Annotated in this window: 21 protein-coding genes; 14 read left to right on the top strand and 7 right to left on the bottom strand. The window is 35.9% G+C overall.

From position 1 onward, the window contains the following. The first annotated feature begins 156 nt into the window (after positions 1-156). From Q0A18_RS10055 to ilvA, 6 genes are all read left to right on the top strand, one after another. Positions 157-1,029, top strand: a complete 873-nt coding sequence (locus tag Q0A18_RS10055; RefSeq protein WP_292010013.1) for a branched-chain amino acid transaminase — start codon at positions 157-159, stop codon at positions 1,027-1,029. Positions 1,030-1,231: 202 nt separating this feature from the next. Next, the gene (gene ilvD, locus Q0A18_RS10050) at positions 1,232-2,908 is read left to right on the top strand and encodes a dihydroxy-acid dehydratase (RefSeq protein ID WP_292010012.1); all 1,677 of its coding nucleotides are present in this window, start codon (positions 1,232-1,234) and stop codon (positions 2,906-2,908) included. Positions 2,909-2,918: 10 nt separating this feature from the next. Further along, entirely contained in the window at positions 2,919-4,667 is a 1,749-nt protein-coding gene (ilvB, locus tag Q0A18_RS10045) for a biosynthetic-type acetolactate synthase large subunit (RefSeq protein WP_292010011.1), read from the top strand. Positions 4,668-4,677: 10 nt separating this feature from the next. Continuing rightward, positions 4,678-4,971 carry an acetolactate synthase small subunit gene (locus Q0A18_RS10040; RefSeq protein ID WP_292010010.1) on the top strand — a complete coding sequence of 98 codons (294 nt, stop codon included), beginning with the start codon at positions 4,678-4,680 and terminating at the stop codon, positions 4,969-4,971. Between the two features lie 37 nt (positions 4,972-5,008). Continuing rightward, a complete protein-coding gene (ilvC, locus tag Q0A18_RS10035; RefSeq protein WP_292010009.1) occupies positions 5,009-6,055 on the top strand; it encodes a ketol-acid reductoisomerase in 1,047 nt (348 codons plus the stop codon). 11 nt (positions 6,056-6,066) lie between these two features. After that, positions 6,067-7,329 (top strand): threonine ammonia-lyase, encoded by a 1,263-nt coding sequence (gene ilvA / locus Q0A18_RS10030; protein ID WP_292010008.1) that lies wholly within the window; start codon positions 6,067-6,069, stop codon positions 7,327-7,329. Between the two features lie 189 nt (positions 7,330-7,518). Here ilvA and Q0A18_RS10025 read toward each other — a convergent pair whose 3' ends face one another. The 4 genes from Q0A18_RS10025 to alaS all read right to left on the bottom strand — a co-directional run bounded on the left by Q0A18_RS10025 (position 7,519) and on the right by alaS (position 13,610). Beyond that, a complete protein-coding gene (locus tag Q0A18_RS10025; protein ID WP_292010007.1) occupies positions 7,519-7,755 on the bottom strand; it encodes a hypothetical protein in 237 nt (78 codons plus the stop codon). Positions 7,756-7,764: 9 nt separating this feature from the next. After that, entirely contained in the window at positions 7,765-10,179 is a 2,415-nt protein-coding gene (locus Q0A18_RS10020; RefSeq protein WP_292010006.1) for a hypothetical protein, read from the bottom strand. Between the two features lie 109 nt (positions 10,180-10,288). Continuing rightward, the gene (locus Q0A18_RS10015; RefSeq protein WP_292010005.1) at positions 10,289-10,969 is read right to left on the bottom strand and encodes a hypothetical protein; all 681 of its coding nucleotides are present in this window, start codon (positions 10,967-10,969) and stop codon (positions 10,289-10,291) included. A 37-nt stretch (positions 10,970-11,006) separates the two neighbouring features. After that, entirely contained in the window at positions 11,007-13,610 is a 2,604-nt protein-coding gene (alaS, locus tag Q0A18_RS10010; protein WP_292010004.1) for an alanine--tRNA ligase, read from the bottom strand. A 333-nt stretch (positions 13,611-13,943) separates the two neighbouring features. On the opposite strand from alaS, the gene Q0A18_RS10005 reads away from it, so the two are divergent. From Q0A18_RS10005 to msrB, 3 genes are all read left to right on the top strand, one after another. Further along, on the top strand, positions 13,944-14,498 hold the full coding sequence (locus Q0A18_RS10005; protein WP_292010003.1) for a sigma-70 family RNA polymerase sigma factor: 555 nt from the start codon (positions 13,944-13,946) through the stop codon (positions 14,496-14,498). A gap of 11 nt (positions 14,499-14,509) precedes the next feature. After that, entirely contained in the window at positions 14,510-14,782 is a 273-nt protein-coding gene (locus Q0A18_RS10000) for a hypothetical protein (protein ID WP_292010002.1), read from the top strand. Between the two features lie 322 nt (positions 14,783-15,104). Beyond that, complete coding sequence (msrB, locus tag Q0A18_RS09995; protein WP_292010014.1) at positions 15,105-16,079, top strand: peptide-methionine (R)-S-oxide reductase MsrB; 975 nt, start codon at positions 15,105-15,107, stop codon at positions 16,077-16,079. A 363-nt stretch (positions 16,080-16,442) separates the two neighbouring features. Here the strand turns inward: msrB and Q0A18_RS09990 are convergent, their stop codons facing one another. Together Q0A18_RS09990 and Q0A18_RS09985 are read right to left on the bottom strand one after the other, a co-directional pair. After that, on the bottom strand, positions 16,443-17,288 hold the full coding sequence (locus tag Q0A18_RS09990; protein ID WP_292010001.1) for an ABC transporter permease subunit: 846 nt from the start codon (positions 17,286-17,288) through the stop codon (positions 16,443-16,445). Continuing rightward, positions 17,281-18,192 (bottom strand): ATP-binding cassette domain-containing protein, encoded by a 912-nt coding sequence (locus tag Q0A18_RS09985; protein ID WP_292010000.1) that lies wholly within the window; start codon positions 18,190-18,192, stop codon positions 17,281-17,283. Before Q0A18_RS09985 ends, Q0A18_RS09990 begins: the two co-directional genes overlap by 8 nt. 108 nt (positions 18,193-18,300) lie before the next feature. Between Q0A18_RS09985 and Q0A18_RS09980 the strand changes: the two genes are divergently transcribed. The 3 genes from Q0A18_RS09980 (at position 18,301) to Q0A18_RS09970 (ending at position 21,721) form a co-directional block, all read left to right on the top strand. Continuing rightward, positions 18,301-19,656, top strand: a complete 1,356-nt coding sequence (locus Q0A18_RS09980) for an ATP-binding protein (protein WP_292009999.1) — start codon at positions 18,301-18,303, stop codon at positions 19,654-19,656. Between the two features lie 171 nt (positions 19,657-19,827). After that, a complete protein-coding gene (gene prfB / locus Q0A18_RS09975; protein WP_292009998.1) occupies positions 19,828-20,940 on the top strand; it encodes a peptide chain release factor 2 in 1,113 nt (370 codons plus the stop codon). Positions 20,941-21,025: 85 nt separating this feature from the next. Then, complete coding sequence (locus tag Q0A18_RS09970) at positions 21,026-21,721, top strand: VTT domain-containing protein (RefSeq protein WP_292009997.1); 696 nt, start codon at positions 21,026-21,028, stop codon at positions 21,719-21,721. A 43-nt stretch (positions 21,722-21,764) separates the two neighbouring features. On the opposite strand, the gene Q0A18_RS09965 is transcribed toward Q0A18_RS09970, so the two are convergent. Beyond that, positions 21,765-22,634, bottom strand: coding sequence for an alpha/beta hydrolase (locus Q0A18_RS09965; protein ID WP_292009996.1), 870 nt, complete (start codon positions 22,632-22,634; stop codon positions 21,765-21,767). 215 nt (positions 22,635-22,849) lie between these two features. Between Q0A18_RS09965 and Q0A18_RS09960 the strand changes: the two genes are divergently transcribed. Both Q0A18_RS09960 and Q0A18_RS09955 read left to right on the top strand, forming a co-directional pair. Continuing rightward, positions 22,850-23,731, top strand: a complete 882-nt coding sequence (locus Q0A18_RS09960; protein WP_292009995.1) for a DUF808 domain-containing protein — start codon at positions 22,850-22,852, stop codon at positions 23,729-23,731. Positions 23,732-23,824: 93 nt separating this feature from the next. Beyond that, positions 23,825-24,251: acyltransferase family protein (locus Q0A18_RS09955; RefSeq protein WP_363315977.1), on the top strand; the 427-nt coding region annotated here is incomplete at its 3' end.

Raw genomic sequence — 24,251 nt, 5'->3', positions numbered from 1 at the left:
TCAATCATTAGTAGCAGTCATTATTGTCATTATTATTATTCCCTTGCGGTTGTGAGAAGGAAGGCATTCATTATTGCTAAATGAATAGTATACTGGCCCTCTCACTTACTGAGAGGGCTTTTTTATTTCCCCAATTTTTTAAAAAAATATATAAAAATGTATTATAACGACGAAACACAAGTGTATTTTAATGGAAGATTTGTAAAAGCAAAAGATGCTAATACTGATCTTTATGGGCAATCTCTTCACTACGGATATTCTGTTTTTGAGGGAATAAAGTCCTATCGTACAGAAAAAGGAACAAAAATTTTTAAGGCCCAAGAGCATTATGACAGGCTCAGAAGGTCAGCGGAACTAATGTATATTCCTTTTTCTTACACTACCCAGGAGCTTACAGATCTTACCTATGAGCTGCTTGAAAGGAATAACCTTAGTGATGCCTATATCCGTCCCTTGGTGATTTGTTCCCCTAATATGTCTTTGTCCAAAGGACTGGAATCATCTTTGGTTTTATTAGCCTGGGAATGGAGTAACGGTTATCTGGCTAATAAGATGCGTATTATGACATCTAGTTTTCAAAGACCAAATCCGCAGGCATTTTTAGTAGAGGCAAAAGTGGGGGGGCATTATGTGAACTCTATCCTTGCCTGTCAGGAAGCCAAAGATAAAGGGTATGACGAAGCCTTGGTATTGGATGCCAATGGTAATGTAGCGGAAAGTTCAGGAGCGAATGTTTTCTATGAAAAAGACGGAACATTATTTACTCCAAAAAAAGGAAGTATTCTTCCGGGAATCACACGTCAGACTGTTTTTGAGATATGTAGTGAATTGAGTATACCCGTTAAGGAAACTTTTTTTAAACCTGAAGAAATGCGAGGTGCAGATGCTGCTTTTTTTTGTGGTACTGCGGCAGAAATTGTCGCTCTGGATTCTCTGGATGACGTTCCTTTTACCAAAGCTTGGGAGGAAACGGTAAGCGGGAAGGTACAGCAGGCTTATTCGAAACTGGTAAGAGTTCTGTCATTGTAAATGTTTTGAATTTAAGTAGTTGATTATTAGATAGATGTTTCTGTTTTATAAACGATTGAATATTGTAGTTTTTAAGAAAGTTGAAAATAAAAAAAATAATACAAACTGTAGTTTTGGACAAGAATTGAATAAAAACATGATTTTATGAATTCTGGAAAAATGAAATGTAAAGGAATGATAAGCACAGTAAATGCAAGATAATATGTTAAATAAATATTCAAAAACATTCACACAAAATAGTGAACAGCCTGCTGCAAAAGCCATGCTGTATGGGATAGGATTTTCCGACGAAGATATGAGTAAGGCTCAAGTTGGGATAGCAAGTATGGGCTATGATGGCAATACCTGTAATATGCATTTAAATGATTTGGCACAGGTAGTTAAAAAGGGGACGTGGGAACATGGGCTGGCAGGATTGGTTTTTAATACCATAGGTGTAAGCGATGGAATGAGTAACGGAACAGACGGTATGCGCTATTCACTGGTAAGTCGGGATGTAATTGCAGATAGTATTGAAGCGATATGCGGGGCCCAGTATTATGACGGTCTTATTGCTTTGCCGGGATGTGATAAAAATATGCCGGGAACCATCATTGCGATGGGAAGATTGGATCGTCCTTCCATAATGGTATACGGAGGAACTATTGCACCGGGGTGTTATAAAGGTGAAACACTTAACATTGTTTCTGCTTTTGAAGCATTGGGAAAAAAAATTGCCGGTAATATATCGGAGGAAGATTTTAATGGGGTGATTAAAAATTCCTGTCCGGGAGCAGGAGCCTGTGGTGGTATGTATACTGCTAATACGATGGCTTCCGCGATAGAAGCTTTAGGAATGAGCCTTCCCTATTCATCTTCTAATCCTGCTTTAAGTAAAGAAAAGAAAGAAGAATGTCTGGAAGCGGGGAAATATTTAAAAGTGCTTTTGGAAAAAGATATTAAGCCCTCAGATATCATGACACGAAAATCTTTTGAAAATGCTCTGAGACTTATCGTGGTTCTTGGGGGAAGTACCAATGCGGTTTTACATTTCATCGCGATGGCAAAAAGTGTAGGAGTTTCTTTAACACAGGATGATTTTCAGAAGATGAGCGATGTAACTCCTGTTTTGGCAGATTTAAAACCCAGTGGAAAATATCTTATGCAGGATTTGTTTGAACATGGAGGAACCCCGGCAGTAATGAAATATCTTTTAAAAGAAGGTTTGTTACATGGAGATTGTTTAACGGTTACAGGAAAAACTTTAGCGGAAAATCTGGAAAATGTTCCTGAATTAGACTTTTCTATACAGAAGATAATAAAGCCTCTTTCAGAGCCCGTCAAAGCTACAGGGCATTTAAGAATACTCTATGGAAATTTGGCTGAAAAAGGAAGTGTAGCCAAAATAACCGGAAAAGAAGGGGAAAGGTTTACAGGAAAAGCAAGAGTATTTGACGGAGAAAAAAATCTTATCAAAGGAATTGAAGAAGGAAAAGTACAACACGGAGATGTAATTGTCATCCGTAATGAAGGCCCTAAAGGAGCTCCGGGAATGCCCGAAATGCTGAAGCCGACCAGTGCCTTGATAGGATCAGGTTTTGGGAATAGTGTTGCACTGATTACAGATGGCAGGTTCAGTGGAGGAACTCACGGATTTGTGGTAGGACATATTACTCCTGAAGCATATGAAGGAGGCCTAATAGCATTTGTGAAAGATGATGATCTTATTGAAATAGATGCCGTAAATAATAGGATAGAATTAAAAGTTTCTGAAGAAGAAATTCAGAAAAGAAAACAAAAATGGGTAAAGCCAGAACTGAAAGTTAAGAAGGGATTATTGTATAAATATGCCTTGACGGTTTCTTCAGCAGCTGAAGGTTGTGTTACCGATGAATTTTAAAACAAACAAAATGGAGAATCCAAATCTTACAAGAGACAAAAATCGCAGATCTGCAGAGACAGAGTTGAGTGGAAGCCGTATCATATTAGAAACTTTTTTGCATGAAGGAGTAAAAACGGTATTCGGATATCCGGGAGGAGCAATTATCCCTATTTATGATGCATTGTATGACTATAAAGAAAGTCTGGAACATATACTCGTACGTCATGAGCAGGGAGCAGTTCATGCAGCTCAGGGGTATGCAAGAGCATCCGGAGAGGTTGGGGTGGCTTTGGCAACAAGTGGCCCGGGCGCTACTAATTTAGTGACAGGTTTGGCAGATGCGATGTTGGATAGTACACCTCTTGTTTGTATTACAGGCCAGGTATATGATCATCTTTTAGGTACCGATGCATTTCAGGAAATCGACGTAATGAATATTACCACCCCTGTGACCAAATGGAATTATCAGGTTACCGATGCAGAAGACCTTGCACAAGTACTGACAAAAGCATTTTATATTGCAAGGTCAGGGAGACCGGGGCCGGTAGTAATTGATGTTACTAAAAATGCACAAATACAGAAAGCCTTATATAAAGGATATGAACCTTGTACATCTTTGAGAAGCTATCATCCTAATCCTCTTCCTCAGATTAATAACATCGACAGGGCAGCAAATTTAATTAATCAGTCAGAACGCCCTTTTGTAATTGTAGGCCAAGGAGTGTTATTAGGAAAAGCAGAAAAAGAATTTTTAGAATTCATTGAAAAATCAGGAGTTCCTGTTGCATGGACCATCATGGGAATGAGCGCTATACCCACGGATCATCCGCAGGCAGTGGGAATGGTAGGAATGCACGGAAATTATGGACCTAATCTTCTTACCAATGAATGTGATGTGCTGATTGCTGTGGGAATGCGTTTTGATGATCGTGTAACGGGAAGATTAGATCAATATGCAACCCAGGCTAAAGTGATCCATTTTGATATAGATAAAGCAGAGATCAATAAAAATGTAAAAGCTGATGTTCCGGTGCTGGGAAATTGTAAAGAAACCCTGCCGCTACTTACTGCAAGGCTGAATTCCAGAAAACATGACAACTGGTACCAAAGATTTCATGATTGCTTTGAAATAGAACATACCAGTTTAATCTATCCTGAACTTAATCCTTCTGAAGGTGCAGTTACAATGGCAGAAGTAATCCGGTGTCTTAATGAATTAACTAAAGGTGAAGTTGTTATGGTGACGGATGTAGGCCAGCATCAGATGGTTGCCTGCAGATATGCCCAGCTTAATCATTCTAAAAGTAATATTACCAGTGGAGGATTGGGAACAATGGGATTTTGTCTTCCAGCAGCTATCGGTGCAGCTTATGTTCAGTCAGATCGGCCTGTTGTGGCTATAATGGGAGACGGTGGAGCCCAGATGAATATTCAGGAGCTGGGAACACTGATGCAGTACAAACCAGATGTAAAAATTCTGATTCTTAATAATTCTTTCCTTGGAATGGTAAGGCAGTGGCAGGAAATGTTTCATGAAGAACGGTATTCTTTTGTGGATATACAAAGTCCTGATTTTGTACAGGTAGCAAAAGGATATGGAATTCCAGGTAAGAAAGTAAGTGAAAGAGAAAACCTTAAAGATGCTGTTCATGAAATGTTAACCCATAAAGGAGCTTACCTGTTGGAAGTTATGGTGGAGAAAGAACATAATGTATTCCCTATGGTACCTCAAGGTAAAAGTGTAGCAGAAATAGTATTAAATAATGATAAAATATAAAACATAAAAGATGAAATCAGAATCAGATAAAAAAGAATACACAATCATCACCTATACGGAAGATTATTTAGGAGTGATAAATCGTATCAGTACGATGTTCTCCAGACGGAGAATCGACATCAAAAGTTTACATGTGGAACCTTCAGAAATATCAAGTGTAAAGAAGTTTACCATTGTAATTAAAGAAACAGAAGAAGCGATCCGCAAGCTGGCGGGTCAGATTGAAAAGCAAGTAGATGTTTTAGAAGTACATTATCAGAAAACACATTGTATGACCATAGTGGGGAATGCAGCAAATTATTAAAATTTAACTCATAGTAATCAAATAAAATAAAAATAAAATGGCACAATTAAATTTCGGGGGAGTAGCAGAAAATGTAGTAACAAGAGAAGAATTTCCATTAAAAAAAGCGCAGGAAGTATTAAAAGATGAAGTAGTAGCAGTTATCGGGTATGGTGTACAGGGGCCGGGGCAGGCACTTAATCAAAAAGATAATGGTATAAATGTAATTGTAGGACAGAGGAAAAACTCAAAATCATGGGATAAAGCAGTAGCAGACGGATTTGTACCGGGTGAAACCTTGTTTGAAATAGAAGAAGCTTTAAAAAGAGGAACTATTATCTGTTATTTATTGAGCGATGCTGCCCAGATCGAGTACTGGCCTAAAGTGAAAGAATATCTTACGCCGGGAAAAGCACTTTATTTTTCTCATGGTTTCGGAATAACATTTAACGAACGTACAGGAATAGTTCCGCCGGCTGATGTAGATGTTTTCCTGGTGGCACCTAAAGGTTCAGGAACCTCTTTAAGGAGAATGTTTTTACAGAACAGAGGATTAAACAGCAGTTTTGCAGTTTTTCAGGATGCCACGGGAAAAGCACGAGACAGAGTAGTAGCGTTAGGAATAGCAATAGGAAGCGGATATTTATTTGAAACGAATTTTAAAAAAGAAGTATACAGTGATCTCGCAGGAGAGAGAGGAACTTTAATGGGAGCAATCCAGGGAATATTTGCTGCACAGTATGATGTGTTAAGGAAAAAAGGGCACAGCCCGTCTGAAGCTTTCAATGAAACTGTAGAAGAGCTTACGCAATCATTAATGCCTTTGGTAGCAGAAAACGGTATGGACTGGATGTATGCTAATTGCAGTACAACAGCTCAAAGAGGAGCATTAGACTGGTGGAAACGCTTCAGAGATGCAACTTCTCCTTTATTTGAAGAGTTATATGATAGTGTGGCTTCAGGCAATGAAGCTCAGTTATCCATAGACAGCAATAGTAAGCCTGATTACAGAGAAAAGTTAGAAGCAGAGTTAGCTGAATTACGGGAAAGTGAAATGTGGCAGGCAGGCAAAACAGTGCGAAGCCTCAGACCGGAAAACAATTAAATATAAAACCAATGATGAAAGAAAAAACTGATTCAGTGGTTTTAGAGAATATCTATAAAGCAGCTGTAAGACTAAAAGACGTAAGTGTCCAAACACCGCTTTCCGTCAATAATAATCTTTCAGCTGTTTATGAAGCCAACATCCAGTTTAAGAGAGAGGATTTACAAAGGGTAAGATCTTATAAAATACGAGGAGCTTATAACAAAATGGCAACCTTGTCGAAAGAAACACTTTCCAGAGGGGTAGTTTGTGCAAGTGCAGGAAATCATGCCCAGGGAGTAGCATTCGCTTGTAATACAATGAAAGTGAAAGGAACGATCTTTATGCCTTTGCCGACTCCGGGACAAAAGCTGGAACAGGTAAAAATGTTTGGTGGAGAATATGTGGAAGTGGTTTTATATGGAGATACTTTTGATGAAGCTAAAGATGCAGCATTAAAGTTTTGCAGTGATCATGAAGGAGTATTTATACATCCATTTGATGACCCCGCAATTATTGAAGGACAGGCAACTGTGGGATTGGAAATCTTAGCCCAGTCTGATGAACCTATAGATTATCTTTTTGTACCTGTAGGGGGCGGAGGCTTAGCTGCTGGAGTTTGTTCTGTTTTTAACAGGTTATCCCCCGATACTAAAGTTATAGGAGTGGAGCCTTCCACGGCAGCCAGTTTACAAAAGGCAATGGAAAAAGGAGAGCCGGTTCTTGTGGAAAAGATCAGCCGTTTTGTAGATGGAGCAGCTGTACAAAAGGTGGGTGATCTTACTTTTGAAATCTGTAAAGATATATTGTATGATGTCGCTACAATAGAAGAGGGGATGGTATGTGGAACGATATTGTCATTGTATAATAAAGATGCCATTGTTGTAGAACCTGCAGGAGCGCTTTCTGTATCAGCGCTGGAAAAGTACAAAGATGAAATCAAAGGTAAAAATGTAGTATGTGTCATCAGCGGAAGCAATAATGATATCACCCGTATGGAAGAGATTAAAGAAAAAGCGCTTTTATATGCAGGGCTGAAGCATTATTTTCTGGTAAAATTTCCCCAGCGCCCGGGAGCTTTAAAAACTTTTGTAATAGATGTGCTTGGCCCTGATGATGATATCACTTATTTTGAATACACTCAAAAAAATTCAAAAGAAAAGGGAATAGCCGTCGTAGGAATAGCCCTTAAAAAGAATGAAGATTTTGATCCGCTTTTATATAAGATGAAGAAATATGATTTCTTTGTCAATTATCTTAATAATGATCCGTCTCTGATGAATCTGTTGATTTGATGTATTACAGGCTATTCAGGATAGTTCTTAAAGGATCTAAAAACACAAATGATGAAAAACTTTAGAAAACATTGTTTTTTGAAGTTAAAAAATGCATGTCGGTTTTACTCAAAATCGATATGCATTTTTATATTCAAGGCCTCTAACGTAGTAAGAAATCTTTTAAGGTTTTCTTTAAATTCGTTGGATTTAATTAAGTCCTGATAGCTTTTCAGCGTACATTGCAGAAAACTCTTTCCTGTCTTCCTCCAGCTTTTCAGAATTATCAGGAAGGATATAATTAAAAAGAATCTTTCCTTCATGATCAATAAAAATGATCTCCTTTTCTTCTCCATCTATCATTTGAGCAAAAATTTTCCACATGGAAACGTCCCTTAGTTTTAGAATATCAAAAAACTCGTCGGCTTTTATTTCTATTTTTTTCATATATATAATTTAAAATTCAAGGAATTTAAGTTTAAACTGTATGGCAAAATTATTTTTAAAGTGGGGTGTAGCATAATATCCGACCCTGTAAAAGAACCCGAGATTAAAATAAGAGGAAAGAAAATTATTCCATTCCAAACCAACTTCCTGATACATGCGATCCAATTCTTTAAACTGAAACTGATGGTATTCAGGGTGTTTCATATCTCCAATCGTTCCTCTGAAAACAAAATCGAAGCTGGAAACATTCTGTCCGAAGCTTTTGAAATACCATGGTAATTTGTGAGTAAAATAATAAGCAAGGAAACGGTCATTAAAATACTTTCCTCCCTCCAAAGTTGCAAACCCAAGGTATGAAGTAAGGTTGAAATTAAAATTCTTGTTTGGAGAGGCCAGCCCATTCATGGTGAAGTTTTTCCAGATAGGAGCATCTCCCAGAACAAACCCTCCATATAACCTTACTCCGGTGGTTCCTAATGGAGTTTTGAAGTTGTGAATAAAAAGAGCATCAAATCGACTGTAATTAAAATCACCACCCAATATTCTATAGCTTTGTTCATAATTTAAATACACCTCAGGATACTTCTGATCAATAAGGGATTTTCCTTGCGGTGTCATAATATTGGTAGAGTTTGGAGAAAACTTTAAAGTGAATAATGTATTGAAGTTATTAAAAGAAGACCCTCTGTTTCTGAACTGATAGTCAAACATAGCTTCTTCAAAATTTCTACGGGCTGCAAATACTAAAGTAAGCCCGTTGGTAATGTCATTGAGATAAGACAGGGAAGCACCTCTGTAATGGTAATATTTGTCATTATTAATATTATTACCTACGTTCATCGTCCTCATCTTAAAGCTCCATAACTTCCTGTTAAACTCTCCCGAAGAAGTAACATCATTATAGTATTCTATTCTGAAAAATGAATCTTTATCCAATGATGTTTTTATATTTAATCCTATTCCGTATTTCCATTTCTGATCTTTAAGACCATAGGCAAAATAATAGTCGGGAGAAAAATAAGGGTTAAATGTTTCATTGAGCCGGACCTTCAGCCCCAGACGAAAGCCTTCATATAAATTATAATTAACAATTTCATCCAGAGCAAAGTCAAGAATTCCCGTTCTTATCTGTCCGTTAAGTAATCCGGTAAACAGCCTGGCTTTATTATCAATATTATAAATTTTTCCCAGGCTGTCAATCGTTTTGTAGGTATTACTTTCTCTTTCCGTGAGGGGGTCGGTTCTGTACCGCTCGAGAGTCTTTCCCTCCATATTTTTAATAGTAAAGGTATAGCCTTTAAAATCTTCCCGATTTTCTTCAATAGGGGATTTAAAATCAAAATATCTGGAAGTTAAGAATGCGTAAGTACCGAAACTTTGTTTCTTTTTTTTATCAGTGTCAGAATCATCATCTTTATTTTTACCTTCCTCCATTGACATTTTGGACATTCTGATTTTTACTTTTTCATGAGCAAGAAACCATTTGTTATTATAAAAGATCCATGTACTGGTGATGATACCATCATTTTTATTTTTACTGAAATTTTCGATTTTCTTGATACCGTAAGTAGCGGTGTCAATATAAATAGCACCATTGTATTTCCTTTTTTTATCAGGCTTTTTATAATTAACTTCACGGAAGCGGATTACGAATGTCTTTCTTCCATCTACTTCAATGGTATCGGTAAGGAAGAACCTGTATAATCCTCTGTTCTCCATTTTGAGCTGATTAGGAAGCTGATCCCTGTTACTTTGCTGTAGGGCGATCATTTCATAAATCGGCTGCTTAAGTCCTGAAATCCTGTTATCCAGAATATTCACTTTTTCACCGTACTGCTGAGAGTATAGAAACTCCTGGGCTCTTTCCCACAAAAATAATTTACTTTTTGAAAATATCTTTCGGGCCGTAATATTGTTTAAAGAATCCTTTTCTCTTTTTTTCTTGAAAAAATTGGTTTCATTAAAAAACTCGTTGAATTGAGAAATACTGTCTTCATCAATATCCAAAGATACTTTTTCATAAGATTTAAATGAATAGGAAGGTAAGCTTTTTGGTGAGTTTTCTTTGAAAAGTTTGTTAACCTTTTTCAGGATTTCCAAAGCTCTCGGATCACTTTTATCCTCAATGATAACGGTCTCAATAGCCTCTGTTTTAGATGATGTACTGGGTAGTGAAACTGTCATATCATTCTTTACAAGGAAGGTTTCTTTATAATAACCGTCAGCTTGTATGCTGATACTTTTACAGTTGGTTGTAAAAGTAAGGGTTCCTTGAAGATCAGTTTGTCCTAATAGCTTATTGTTACAGAATACTTGTGCATGAGGAATAGGAAAATGATTGGTTTCATCTACCACTTTTAATTTTGATTGGGAGAAACCAAACATGCATATAAGAATACATATAACCGATAAAAATCTTTTCATGACACTAATGTGGACCAAAAATAATGATATTTCTTATTCTGAAAAAGTTTTTAAGATTTGTTATGATTAGTGCTAACAAAAAGCTCCCGGAAATACCCGGGAGGTTATTCTATTTAAAAGATAAGATTCTTGCTTTTTGCCGAAGATCATTTGTAGATAGTTTATCGCTTTCAAATTCCACGGAAGACAGTTTATTATCTTTTTTTGAAAGAAGCGCCAGTCCGTTATACTGTATTCCTTTATTTTTGTAGTTATAACTTACAAATTTAGATTCAGGTTCATCGAGCAATAAGGTTATATTTTGAATTTTCTTCTTCTTTTTTAACGCTTTGAAGCTCTCCAATATAGGGTCTTTAGTCTCATAATCACGGATGAATACGCTGGTATTATCCGGAAACTTAATGGCAAATCGTAAAGAGTCTGCATTATTATTCTGAACGAAACTATTAGCTTTAACTTTTACATCCATATTCTGATAGGCTTGCAATAGACTGTCCTTTTCTACTTTTTTCACTCTATATACCAGCTTCTCAGCTCTTCCCAGCTTATTAATACTATCATAGCTTGCGTAAAACAAGTCTCTGTATCCTATTATGCTTTCGAGGTCTTCTTTCTGCTGTTGGGCAGATTCGAAATCCATAACCTCTTTCCTCAATGACTGTTGAGCTTCAAGTTCATTATTAATGTAAGAAGCTCTATCTTCTTTTCCACTACAGTTTTTCAATACTCTTGAAAGACTGGCAAGGATAAGTACGATAATAAGGCCAATCTTTAAAGGCTTATTTTTCATTACTGTTGTGCTCTTTAGTGTCTATCTATGCTTTAATTTATATATTTAAAGCCTTTTGATATGCATTTTCCAATCCGGCAAGATTTTTTCCTCCGGCAGTTGCAAAACCTGGGTTTCCCCCGCCGCCGCCTTGGATTTCTTTAGCCAGTTCTTTTACAAGAGCTCCGGCCTGATAACTTGCTGCAAGATCATCAGAAACGCCTACAGTGATCATAGGTTTTCCATCCGCATCAGAAAGGATGATGGTTACAGAAGTAGGAATCTCCTTTTTAAGCTGGAAAACGATGTCTTTAACAGAACCAGCATCCAGAGAAGTTTTCTTTACGAGTAACTGCTTATCACCCTTTTGTTCATAAGCATTTTTCCAGTCGGTTATTTCTCCTTTTGCTTTTTCCCTTTTTAAGCCTTCTACCTCGGATTTTAAAGAGGTATTTTCTTCTATCAGCTTTTCAATGGATCTTACAACATCCTTGGATTTAAGAAGGTGGGAAAGTTCTGTAATTTGTTTTTCTAAATTTTTAAAATATTGCTCAGACTGCTCGCCCGAAATAGCTTCAATTCTTCTGATTCCTGCTGCTGCGGAACTTTCAGATACAATTTTGAAATGTCCTATTTCGCTGGTGTTTTTTACGTGAGTCCCTCCACAAAGTTCCCGTGATGTACCAAACTGGATCATTCTTACATTGTCTCCGTATTTCTCACCGAATAAAGCCATCGCTCCTTTATCTAGAGCTTCCTTGATAGGAATATTTCTGAATTCCTGCAGTGCGATACTTTCTTTTATTTTTTTGTTGACTTGATCTTCCACTAAAGCTAATTCTTCTTCAGTCATTTTGTTGAAGTGAGAAAAGTCGAAACGAAGATAATCCGGACCCACATATGAACCTTTCTGCTCTACGTGAGTTCCTAAAACATTTCTTAACGCTTCATGAAGAAGGTGAGTCACTGAGTGGTTCGCTTGTGTATTTCTTCTTTCAGAGTCATTGACTTTAGCATAGAAAACAGCACCTGCATCTTTCGGAAGTCCGTTGATCAGGGAAATAATCAGACCGTTTTCTTTTTTGGTGTCCAATACTTCAAAACTTTCAGCTGCATTTTCAAGAGTCCCTTTATCACCGATTTGTCCACCTCCTTCAGGATAAAAAGGAGACTGGCTCAATACTACCTGATAAAATACACCGTCCTTATTTTCTACTTTTCTGTATCTTGTAATATAAGTTTCAGCTTCTGTCACATCATATCCTACAAAAGTTTCAGGTTTTTCTTCCAAAGTCACCCAGTCATATACTTTTTGAGCAGAATCAGCTTTTGAACGAAGCTTCTGTTTCTCCATTTCAGCTTTAAAGCCTTCTTCATCAATGGTTAAACCTTTTTCTTCAGCAATGATCCTTGTCAAATCATCAGGGAACCCATAAGTATCATATAATTCGAATACCTCTTCGCTTGGTAATACTTTAGACTGGTGGGTAATGGTTTGCTGAATCAATTTTTCAACACGGATCAATCCGTTTTCAATGGTTTTTAAGAATGAATCCTCTTCACTTTTTATTACCTCGGAAACTAAATTTCCCTGTTTTTCAATTTCCGGGAAGAATTTACCCATTTGTTCCTGTAAAACAGCAACCAATTTGTAGAGGAATGGTTCTTTCATCCCCAAGAACCGGTAAGAATAAGAGATACCTCTTCTTAGGATCCTTCTGATTACGTATCCGGCTCCTCCGTTGGAAGGTAGCTGTCCGTCAGCAATTGCAAAAGAAACAGCTCTGATATGATCTACCACTACACGGATTGCGATGTCTTTCTCATCTTCTAAAACTCCTGTATATTTTTTATCGGAAAGTTCTTCTACTTTGGTGATCAGGGGAGTGAAAACATCAGTGTCGTAATTGGAAGACTTTCCTTGTAATGCCATACATAAACGTTCAAAGCCCATTCCTGTATCCACATGTTGTTTAGGAAGTTTCTCTAAACTTTTATCGGCCTTTCTGTTGAATTCCATAAATACCAGGTTCCAGACTTCCACTACCTGCGGATGATCCTGATTTACCAGTTGAATTCCCGGAACCTTTGCCTTTTCTTCTTCAGACCTCAGGTCTATATGAATTTCCGAACATGGTCCACAAGGTCCGCTGTCACCCATTTCCCAAAAATTATCTTTTTTATTTCCATTGATGATTCTGTCCTCAGCAATATGAGATTTCCAGAAATTATAAGCGTCCTGATCTCTTTCCAGATTTTCGTTGGCATCTCCTTCAAAAATAGTAACATAAAGATTCTCTTTCGGAATTCCAAAGACTTCCGTTAGCAGTTCCCAGGCAAAAGCAATAGCATCTTTTTTGAAATAATCGCCGAAAGACCAGTTTCCCAGCATTTCAAACATGGTATGGTGATAAGTATCTCTACCTACATCATCCAAGTCATTATGTTTTCCGGAAACTCTCAGACATTTCTGTGTGTCGGCAATTCTCGGGGCAGTAGGCTCCTTATATCCTAAAAAGAAGTCTTTAAACTGCGTCATTCCTGAATTGGAAAACATTAAGGTAGGATCGTCTTTCAGCACAATAGGAGCTGAAGGAACAATAAGGTGGTCTTTACTTTTAAAATAATCTAAAAATTTTTGACGTATCTCTTGTGATGTCATAGTTTTGCTTTGCTTTTAAATATCTATTTTCGATAAGATGCAAATTTACTATTTTTAGGTGATTTAATATCACATATTCTATAGTTTAGAGCGTTTCTCTATCTAACATCAGATATACATTTCATAATTTAAACTTCCGTCAGTAAAATCTTCTATCTGAAAATTTTTAAATGGTAATTTTCATCGTGCATTGAAAAATAATTTAAAATCAATAGAAATAACCAATCTCAGATTCATTTTTTCTATAATTTCCAGTTTATAAATCCAATAGAGTTTTTGTATAATTTTCATAAAAACCTTTATCTTCGTTAAGGATTTATATTATTTCATGACATGACGAAAAGTGAAGTTCTGAAAGACTGGGTGGAAGATTATTCCGGACCGCTTTTAAGAAGGGCTGTGTATCTGCTTTCCGATAAGGAAGAAGCAGAAGATGTAGTACAGGAGGTTTTTATAGCAGCCTATTCATCTTATGAATCCTTTGAAGGTAAAAGCAATGTCCTCACTTGGCTGACTACAATTTTAAACCGTAAAGTCGCTGATTTTTATCGTAAAAAATATAAATCCGAACCTTATATTAGATTCGATCATTTTTTTAATGAATCGGGATCATGGAAGCATGATGACGTTTTGAATGACTGGAGTATTTCCGGAGAAGAAAGCCAGATGTTGGATGATGAAGATTTCAATAAGATATTACAGGATTGTATTGAGAATTTGCCTGTCAGGTGGAAGATTCCTTTGAAACTTTACTATCTTGAAGAAAAAAAAGCACCCGAAGTAAGTCAGGAATTGAATATTTCCACGACTAATCTATGGAAGGTTCTTCAAAGGAGCAGAATGCAGCTAAGAGAATGTCTGGATTTTAATTGGTTTGCAAAATTGTAATGTATAAGAGAATGTTAAGAAAAATTATTCATTTAGTATTTTTACCATGTAGTGAAGCGACACTGCTTATGGAAAAAAGGAAAGCAGAAACCATTTCCTCTATGGAAGACTGGAAACTCTCTCTTCACTTACAGATTTGTAAATGGTGCAGGGCGTATGAGAAAAAACTGAATATATTGGATGAAATACTTAGGAATACTTTTATAAAAGAAAGTAAAAATGAAATTAATAGTTCTGATATTCAGGAATTTAAGGGTAAATTAGTTAAGAAATTAGATATTTAATACCATTTTCTGTCAGGATTCTGAAGTTCCTCCGACTATACTTGTGAAAATAAAAAGTATCACTTCTAAATCTTGAAATCATGAATGGAAAGATCTTACAAAAACATAAATCGGATATTTTTCAATCAGATTCAGAAGCTTTAGTTTCCATTACAAATGGAGAGATGATACTGAAAAATAATTAGTCATGTATAAAAAGCTTGGTATGAAAAATATATTAATAGTGCTCGGAGTTGTTCTGGGTATTGCAGTATTCGCTGCAAAGTCAGGTCTTTTTCATTCAAAGGCCAAAGTAGTAACAGAAAATCAAAATCGGAAAATTATGGACAACACAAACATCAGAGAAATTTATTTTGCAGGAGGTTGCTTTTGGGGAACAGAACATTTTTTTCAACAAATCCGTGGAGTAGTGGCAACGGAAGTGGGATATGCCAACGGAAAAACTATAAATCCTACTTATGAACAGGTGGTAAGCCATACTACAGGTTTTGCAGAAACTGTAAAGGTAAAATATGACCCTGAACAAGTAGATTTGAAATTATTGATTGATCTCTATTTTAAGACAATTGATCCTACCAGTCTCAATAAGCAGGGAAATGACAGGGGAGATCAGTACAGAACAGGAATTTATTATACCGATAAAAAAGATGAAGATGTAGTAAAAAGTGAAGTGGAAAAGCTGGCAAAAAACTATTCTAAGCCTGTTGTTGTAGAAACCATTGCTCTTAAGAATTTCTATAAGGCAGAGGATTATCATCAGGAATATTTAGATAAAAATCCGGGAGGATACTGCCATATCGAACCGGGACTTTTTGAAATGGCTAAAAATGCCAATCCGCTTCCAAAACCGAAATATCAGAAACAGGATCAAAAAGCTTTAAAAGAAAAACTGAGCCCTATTCAATATCAGGTTACTCAGGAAAACGGTACGGAGAGACCTTTCCAGAATGAATATTGGGATGAGTTCCGTGAAGGGATTTATGTAGACATCACAACGGGAGAACCACTGTTTATTTCTACAGATAAGTTTGAATCAGGGTGTGGATGGCCAAGTTTTTCAAAGCCGATTACCAAAAAGCTGATCGATGAAAAGCTTGATAAAACTTTTGGTATGACAAGAGTGGAAGTAAGAAGTAAAACAGGTGATGCGCACTTAGGACACGTTTTCAATGACGGTCCACAGGATAAAGGAGGATTACGTTACTGTATCAACAGTGCTTCTCTGAAATTTATTCCAAAAGACGAAATGGATAAAAAAGGATATGGAGAATATCTTCCGCTACTGGAGAAAAAATAAAGTAGAAAGGTCGCTGAAAAGCGACCTTTTTTATTGTATATAAATTCTTCGGCTTTGAAATCTTTCCTGAATGCTTAGCATGGAAATCAGCAAGAGAATTAAAAATCCGAAAATAATAAGGTAAGCCTGTTTAGGTAATTGAGAAATCTGATCATATAAATGGAACTCCTTTAAATCATTTTGATATATTGTCATTGCTGTTGTTCCGCAGAAAATAATATTATCACTGGACAATAATGTCACATGATGATCAATAGAATCATTTAAGATAAATAAATGTCCTGTTTTATTAATATCAAATGTATAGGTTTCATTTCAGAAGATTAATTATAAATAAAAAATGGTTCTGAAAAGAACCATTTTTTACCAGTCTCTTTTTTTCAGAATCCAGTAGGATGCCAGCACAAAGATAGCGGACCATACAATACACGCAATCAGGTTTTCCGTTGGGTAGTGGAATTCATATTTCAGTCCCAGCATTTTAGCCATATCCAATCGCATCATCGGATTAGGAATAAGGCTGGACATACTTTCCAAAGGCAAAAGATGGGTAATGAAGAAATCATTCTGTAAAACTTCATTTCTTTGGGGACCCTGCATGCCGCTCACTTTCTGGAATGTTTCAACAGCTGTTAAAATACCTTCGATAATCCAATACACAAAAAAGGCAAGGAATACAAACATGGATTTCCTTAATAAAATGGAAAGAAACATCAGAAAACTGAAGAATGTAAATAACTTTACAAAGTAATTTCCGATAAAGAATATTTCTTTAAAGACCATTTCGGATTCTGTAGTTTTAGAGTATTTATATCCTAAGAATAGAGTAATTGCAAAAACAATCAATGTAGAAATGGCCGTGAAAATAGTAATGGTCAGAAGTTTAGAACCGATAAATTCCTCTCTGCTTAATCCATCAATAGTATTCTGCTTAAACATTCTGTTGCTGAATTCCTGACAAATGGAAAATACGATAATCAACCCTAAAAAGATTTTTAAAAGAGCCACAATCCATGTAGTGAAATTCCATATTTCCGGAAAATTATAAATACCTTCTTCTTTCAGGTTAATCGTCCCTCCAAAAAGATCAAAATCTATCAGTCCGATAAAAAGAAGCGCAATTAAGATCGCAAAATAGAGGAGTGTGAAGATTTTAAAAGGCCTGTAGTTCAGGTTTTTGTAATATTCTATTTTTAATAATTTAAGCATGGCTATTTGTGTTTTTTACAAGTTCAAGGAATTGAGTTTCTAGAGAAAGCTTTTTCTTCGTTAAATGAGAAAGATAGATTCCTTTTTCAACAAGTTTCTGATTCAGTCCTGATGCAGAAATAGAGGCATCATCCCGGATCTGGGCTTTAATGATATCACCATCCTCTTTTACGGAAGTAAACCATTGAAGTTCTTCCAGAGCAGCCAGAAGTAGAGTGTTACTGTCTGCTTTCAGTTCAAAATAACCACTGTTATTCGTCATTTCATCCACTCTTCCTGAATAAATGGAATTTCCTTCTTTCAGGACGATAACATGACTGCATATTTTTTCAATCTCATCAAGAAGGTGGCTTGCTATGATGATCGTAATTCCCTGTTTGGCAATACTGCTGATAATCTCTCGGATCTGAATAATTCCTTCAGGGTCCAGTCCGTTGGTAGGTTCGTCTAAAATTAAAACCGCAGGATTGTTCAATATAGAAGAAGCAATAGCTAAACGCTGCTTCATTCCTAAAGAAAAAGTTTTAAACGTATCTTTTCTTCTTTCAAAAAGACCTACGGTTTTCAGGACTTCATCTATTCTTTCACAAGGAGCTCCTTTGATTTCTGCAACAATTTTTAAATTCGTTTCAGCACTCAGATAAGGATAAAAATTAGGCTGCTCGATAATAGCTCCTATTCTTTTCAATGTGTCAGGATCTGTCCCTTTCTTTCCAAACCAGTACCAGTCTCCGCTGGTAGGATTAATGGTAGAAAGCAGCATCCCGAATGTGGTAGATTTACCACTTCCGTTTGGACCAAGGAGTCCATATACATTGCCTTTTTCAACGTCGAAAGAAATGTTGTTCACAACAGTCCTTTTGAATTTTTTTGTCAGATTTTTTACTGATAAAATTTTTTCCATTCAATCTTGCTTTACATTCATACTAGTCTCCCTACTTCACAAATTGTTACAAAGATCAACAGGTATTTAAGATTAAAATATTAAATTTGGTTGTATTAATCGGTAATTATGAAGTTAATAGAACTCGCGAAAGAATTAAAAGTTTCAGCAGAAGCGATCAAACAGTTTATTCAGGATTTTGATCTGGATCTGGGAGTATGTATCAGTACCAATTTTGATATAAAAGAAGATTTTGAAAAATTTGCCCGTGAAAATGTAGATTTTTTGAGACAGTATGAAAAAGATCTGGATCAGAATAAGACACTCGAAGAAATAGCCGAAACCATTCAACAGCCTAAAGAAAAAATAGAAGAGGCTATAAAAGATACCAATCCTAATATTTTTGATAATGGCTTTTTCCGTTCCTCTATTTCCAGCTATGGAATAGATAATAAACTGGGCGGAAATTATAAATTTGTCTATGACTATTTCGGTCATAAAACAAGTCTCCAGCATAGAGATTTTATAGGATACAGAGATTTATTCTTCTATATATCGGGAGTTTTGGAGCCGTTTCTTAACCCTCAGCAGATTAAAGACTGGGGAATAAAAAAACCGGCTGGAATTATTCTGTACGGACCTCCGGGAAGCGGTAAAATCTTCTGGGCCAATAAAATTGCAGAGATTACAGGATATCAGTTTAAAGAAGTTAAAAAACATTATCTGGGAACATCTTTTGTGAATGGAAATAAAACCAATTTTAATGATTTTCTGGTTACTATGATGAAAGAAGATAAAGTTCTTCTTTTCCTCGATGATTTTGATCAGATCATGATACAGAGAACCGCTGAAACCGATGTTGCTTCCTGTAATCTGGAAACTCAGGAAATTATTCTTCACTACATCGGTAAATTTGAAAAAGAAGACCTTTTAATGGTAGGTTCCGCCAATTCAGTGTCTGAAATCGATGAAGAAGTCCTGGCACCAGGGAGATTTGATGTACTCGTTCCCGTTTTTCCTCCGAATGCATCGGAGAGGTCCGAAATTATTCTGTATTCTATGACCAAGGATCTCGAAGAAGATTCTTTACTTTATAAAATTCTGAAGAAAAATAAAGCTGATAAGATTCCTTTCTGGCATAATGTTTCCGCACAGATGAAAACTTTCAGCAATACGATGGTTATTGATTTTACTCAGAGTCTGAAAAAGAGAATTAAAAATCTTTATCAAAAGACCAGGAATGAAAATCTCAAAATTGATCAGAATTTATTAAACGGAGCTCTAAGGGATGCCGCAGGAAAACTTACACAAGAATATCTGGATCAGATTGCCCGTTTCCTGAATGATGTTATTATTAATAATTTTGATGAATTCCAGTACAGAGTAAAGGCTTTAAAAGCTGAACTTGATGCCTATAAAGTGGTGGAAGAGCCTAGAAGAGAAATTGGCTTCCAGCACAACGGGGAAGGAGAAGAGAAATCGTAATCTTGAGTGATGAGTGGGAAAAGCTGTATTTTAGGAAAATATGTTTAGTCAAACTTTGGTTCTTGGTTGGAATACATGGGTTTAAAGAGTTTATTTAACATATAAATCATAACTTTTTACTTCCGACTATTAATAAGTCTTTTTCCGTATTTTTGCACAAAATAGAAAATCGTGATTAGTAACGACCAGATAAAAGAAATTCAATCCAGAATAGAAGATCTCCATAAATATCTTCAAATAGAGAAAAAGAAGATCGAAATAGCCAATGATGATGAAAAAACAGCTGCTCCGGAATTTTGGGATAACCCTAAAGAAGCGGAAACATTTTTGAAGCAGCTTCGTTCCAAAAAGAAATGGGTGGAAGATTATGAAGAAATCAGTTCCCAGTTTGAAGATCTTCAGGTTTTGGTGGAATTTGCTAAAGAAGATCCCGATTCTGAAAAAGAACTGGATGAAGCTTTCCCTCACCTGGTGGAGAAAATAGAAGATCTGGAATTTAAAAATATGCTTTCCAATGAAGGGGATGAGCTTTCGGCGGTATTACAGATTACGGCAGGAGCAGGAGGAACAGAAAGTTGTGACTGGGCTTCCATGCTGATGAGAATGTATACGATGTGGGCGGAAAAGCAGGGCTATAAAATCCGTGAGCTTAACTTTCAGGAAGGTGATGTAGCGGGTGTAAAAACGGTAACGCTGGAAATAGATGGAGAATATGCTTTCGGCTATCTGAAGGGAGAAAACGGAGTACACAGGTTAGTAAGGATTTCACCTTTCGACAGTAATGCGAAAAGACATACCAGTTTCGTATCCGTATATGTTTATCCTTTGGTAGATGATACAATTGAGATCAATATTAATCCTGCGGATATCAGTTTTGAAACGATGAGGTCATCCGGTGCAGGAGGACAGAATGTTAACAAGGTGGAAACAGCGGTGCGTCTTCGTCATGCGCCCACCGGAATTATTATTGAAAACTCCGAATCCCGTTCACAGCTTCAGAATAAAGAAAAAGCAATGCAATTGCTTCGTTCAAGATTATATGAAATGGAGTTGGAAGAACGAATGAAAGCCAGAAATGAGATCGAAGCCAATAAAATGAAAATCGAGTGGGGAAGCCAGATCAGAAACTATGTTATGCATCCATACAAATTAGTGAAAGATGTACGTTCCGGTTTTGAGACTTCTGACGTAGATTCGGTAATGAACGGAAATTTGACTCCTTTCCTGAAAGCCTTTCTGATGGCGGATGGAACGGCAGCTTCTGATGATGATTTAGAACTTTAAAAACATATTGGGATTTTAGTTAAAAAATTATAATTAATTTCCTTTTGCCGCTTTTTAAACCTATTTTTGTGACTTATCAATACATATGAAAGATTTTAATACTTGGAAAGATTTATTGAACCCTGAGTTTTATATAGCAATGGGTGGTTTTTGGCTTGTTTTATTTATTGTTTTTGCAGAAACTGGTTTATTTGTAGGATTTTTTTTACCGGGAGACTCTTTGCTTTTTGTTTCCGGAATTTATGCAGTAGATATTATCAAAGAAACATTCGGTTCTACGGGAAGCGATTTTATGGATACTACGATCCTTGCTTCCTGTGTCGCACTGGCTGCCATCATAGGAAATGAAGTAGGATATTATTTTGGCCTGAAAACAGGACCAGCTTTATATAAGAGAGAAGACTCTTTCCTGTTCAAAAAGAAATACCTTTTCCAGGCTCATGATTTCTTTGAAAAACATGGAGCATTAGCAGTTATTATGGCTAGATTTTTACCAGTTGTAAGAACTTTCACTCCAATCGTTGCCGGAATTGTGAAAATGGACAAAAAAGAATTCCTCAGAGATAATATTATTGGAGCTGTTCTATGGTCTTTCCTTTTGATTTTTGCAGGACATTATTTAGATAAATTATTTATCGAACAGTTCGGTATTGACTTGAAGAAAAAACTTGAAATCATTATTATCGTTATTGTTTTAATTACAACAGTACCTGTAATTGTGAAGTTCTTATTTGGAAAAAAAGAAGATCATTCCAAATATGAAGATCAGACTTTTGACTAAGAAATAAATTAAAATAACATATCCTAACCTGCTTTTTAGCGGGTTATTTTTTTATCCATTCCAGAATATTGGGATAGATTATACTGTCCCTCTTCTTTTTACTGAAGAATCTTGGAGTATGTCCGGCATTCTTCATGAAAACCAGTTTATGGGGAATGTTTTTGGCGCTGAGAACAGAGTCTAATTCAAGCCCTTGCTGTAGGTTGACCAGAATGTCTTTATTTCCTTGGAACAGGAGTGTAGGAACATTGGTAGCCTGGGCTATAGGACTTGCTTCTTTAAATTCTTCCGAAAAGTTTTTACGGTCAAATTTAGTCCCTACCATTTTTTGTATGGTAGGAGAAGTGTATTTTGAATAAAATGATTCTAAGAATTGAGGAGAATAAAAATCAGTAGGTCCGCTTAAAGAAATGATCTTTTTGATCTGATTCGGATTTCTGTATCCATACAAAAGGGCTAAATGTCCACCTGCACTTTCTCCCAGAAGAATATAATTATCAGGAAGTAATTCCGCCTTATCTGTTAATGAATTAAACTTATCAATGGCAGAACTTATATCATCAAGCTGCTCTCTGTATGTGATTTTTTTTGATTTCGAAACCAGTCGGTAATTGATATTAATACTTGGAATATTGTTTTTAAAAAGCATTTTCTGAAGTTGGATCATATTTTCTTTTTTTCCATACTTCCAGGCTCCTCCATGGACGAGCAAAATTATAGGAGAATTTTCTGAATAGCCGGATGGAAGGAATATATCCATTTTTTGTTTTTTGTGCTCTCCGTATTTTAGATTGTAAATCTTTTGTTCATTATCGGTTCCTACCCAGACCCTAAATTTAGTGTTACAGGAATTCAATACAAAGTTAATACAACCTAGAACAAAGAAATGATACCTCAGAATTAGCTTTTTCATAGATTGATTTAATGAGTAAAGGAAAACAATTTATTTCAATAGAGCAATAGTTAGGCTATCAGTTCTGCTCCTCACTATTAAATTCTTAATAAGTTTCATAATGTTAGGAAGGGGTAAAATAAATAATTTATTTTTAGAGGTAAGTAATAGTGTTATAAATCGAATTAAATAATTATTTTTGTAGCTTAACAAATATTAAAAAAAGATTAAAATATATGGCATCTGGTTTTTTTGCAATTTTAGATGACCTTGCTGCATTAATGGATGATGTAGCGGTTACAAGTAAAGTAGCAACTCAAAAAACAGCCGGAATTTTAGGAGATGATCTAGCGGTAAATGCTGAAAAAGCTACGGGGTTCATTTCTTCAAGGGAATTACCTGTTTTGTGGGCCATTACTAAAGGTTCCTTCGTTAATAAACTCATTATTCTTCCTATTGCATTTTTATTGAACTGGCTATATAAGCCTGCTATTGAGATTATACTCATTTTGGGTGGTTTTTATCTCGCGTTTGAAGGAGTGGAGAAAATCATAGAATATTTATTTCACCGTAAGAAAAAGGGGCATGAAGTTATCGAAGAAAGTGCGAAGCCTGATAATGATGTAAATTCTGAAAAGTCAAAAATAAAATCTGCTATTACTACAGACTTTATCCTTTCCATAGAGATTGTGATCATTGCTTTAGGAACGGTTCTCCAGAAAGATCATCCGTTATTAACACAGATTATATCGGTAACGGTGGTTTCATTTATTGCAACAGTGGGAGTCTATGGAATAGTTGCTCTTATTGTAAGAATGGATGATGCCGGATTCAGCCTGATCAGAAAAAGTAAAGACAAAGGATTTTTCTCAAAGTTGGGACACTTATTGGTTAAAGCCTTACCTGTAATTATTAAATTATTGGGAATTGTAGGAACGATTGCTTTGATCCTGGTTTCAGGTGGAATATTTGCTCATAATATTCATTATCTCCATGAGCTGCTTCCAACTTGGCCGTCCATGCTGAAAGAATTTACCTTCGGAATTACAGGAGGATTAATCGCGGTTGCTCTCTTTACAGTAGGAAAGAAGGTTTATTCTGCCGTAATTAAAAAGTAGATCATCGTATAAACAATGTCTGGTTTTAAAAAATCATTTAGTTAAATCATTAATCTGAATGACGGTTAGGTTATTTAATAGGGATACTCTCTTATGAGAAGTTTATCGATCGATATACTAAAAATCATATTGTCATTTTTTGTGGTTTTTCTGCATATGCATGTGCTGAGAGATTCCTATCCGTCGTTGAGTTATGTTCTTGTTAATGGACTTTTCCGCATAGCTGTTCCTGTCTTTTTAATCATAACGGGATATTACTTTTTTTATATTGATACCAGGGACAAGCTCAGAAAATGGCTGATAAGGATATTTCTTCTGTATGCAATCTGGACTGTTGTTTATATTCCTTTCTGGAAAGATGATAGGTATGTTTTGAATATTCTATTCGGATACCATCATTTGTGGTATCTGATCGGTACTTTTTTTTCAGGAATTATTCTGTTTAATTTCAGGAAAAAGTCGGCATGTACATTATTTATAGCGATTCTTATATTATTCTGTATAGGATATAGTTTACAGC

Origin of the sequence: Chryseobacterium sp., from assembly GCF_022712095.1 — a bacterium.
In the GTDB taxonomy this organism is placed as follows: Bacteria; Bacteroidota; Bacteroidia; order Flavobacteriales; family Weeksellaceae; genus Chryseobacterium.
This window is presented reverse-complemented; position numbering and strand designations above follow the sequence as displayed.

Excerpts from the sequence above, each read along its gene's own strand:
- Q0A18_RS10020 (WP_292010006.1), bottom strand. The coding sequence starts at position 10,179 with ATGAAAAGATTTTTATCGGTTATATGTATTCTTATATGCATGTTTGGT.
- msrB (WP_292010014.1), top strand. The coding sequence starts at position 15,105 with ATGGACAACACAAACATCAGAGAAATTTATTTTGCAGGAGGTTGCTTT.
- Q0A18_RS10055 (WP_292010013.1), top strand. The coding sequence starts at position 157 with ATGTATTATAACGACGAAACACAAGTGTATTTTAATGGAAGATTTGTA.
- Q0A18_RS10025 (WP_292010007.1), bottom strand. The coding sequence starts at position 7,755 with ATGAAAAAAATAGAAATAAAAGCCGACGAGTTTTTTGATATTCTAAAA.
- Q0A18_RS09960 (WP_292009995.1), top strand. The coding sequence starts at position 22,850 with ATGGCATCTGGTTTTTTTGCAATTTTAGATGACCTTGCTGCATTAATG.
- Q0A18_RS10015 (WP_292010005.1), bottom strand. The coding sequence starts at position 10,969 with ATGAAAAATAAGCCTTTAAAGATTGGCCTTATTATCGTACTTATCCTT.
- ilvA (WP_292010008.1), top strand. The coding sequence starts at position 6,067 with ATGATGAAAGAAAAAACTGATTCAGTGGTTTTAGAGAATATCTATAAA.
- Q0A18_RS09985 (WP_292010000.1), bottom strand. The coding sequence starts at position 18,192 with ATGGAAAAAATTTTATCAGTAAAAAATCTGACAAAAAAATTCAAAAGG.
- ilvC (WP_292010009.1), top strand. The coding sequence starts at position 5,009 with ATGGCACAATTAAATTTCGGGGGAGTAGCAGAAAATGTAGTAACAAGA.
- ilvD (WP_292010012.1), top strand. The coding sequence starts at position 1,232 with ATGTTAAATAAATATTCAAAAACATTCACACAAAATAGTGAACAGCCT.
- Q0A18_RS09990 (WP_292010001.1), bottom strand. The coding sequence starts at position 17,288 with ATGCTTAAATTATTAAAAATAGAATATTACAAAAACCTGAACTACAGG.
- Q0A18_RS09965 (WP_292009996.1), bottom strand. The coding sequence starts at position 22,634 with ATGAAAAAGCTAATTCTGAGGTATCATTTCTTTGTTCTAGGTTGTATT.
- Q0A18_RS10005 (WP_292010003.1), top strand. The coding sequence starts at position 13,944 with ATGACGAAAAGTGAAGTTCTGAAAGACTGGGTGGAAGATTATTCCGGA.
- ilvB (WP_292010011.1), top strand. The coding sequence starts at position 2,919 with ATGGAGAATCCAAATCTTACAAGAGACAAAAATCGCAGATCTGCAGAG.
- Q0A18_RS10000 (WP_292010002.1), top strand. The coding sequence starts at position 14,510 with ATGTTAAGAAAAATTATTCATTTAGTATTTTTACCATGTAGTGAAGCG.
- alaS (WP_292010004.1), bottom strand. The coding sequence starts at position 13,610 with ATGACATCACAAGAGATACGTCAAAAATTTTTAGATTATTTTAAAAGT.
- Q0A18_RS09970 (WP_292009997.1), top strand. The coding sequence starts at position 21,026 with ATGAAAGATTTTAATACTTGGAAAGATTTATTGAACCCTGAGTTTTAT.
- Q0A18_RS10040 (WP_292010010.1), top strand. The coding sequence starts at position 4,678 with ATGAAATCAGAATCAGATAAAAAAGAATACACAATCATCACCTATACG.
- Q0A18_RS09980 (WP_292009999.1), top strand. The coding sequence starts at position 18,301 with ATGAAGTTAATAGAACTCGCGAAAGAATTAAAAGTTTCAGCAGAAGCG.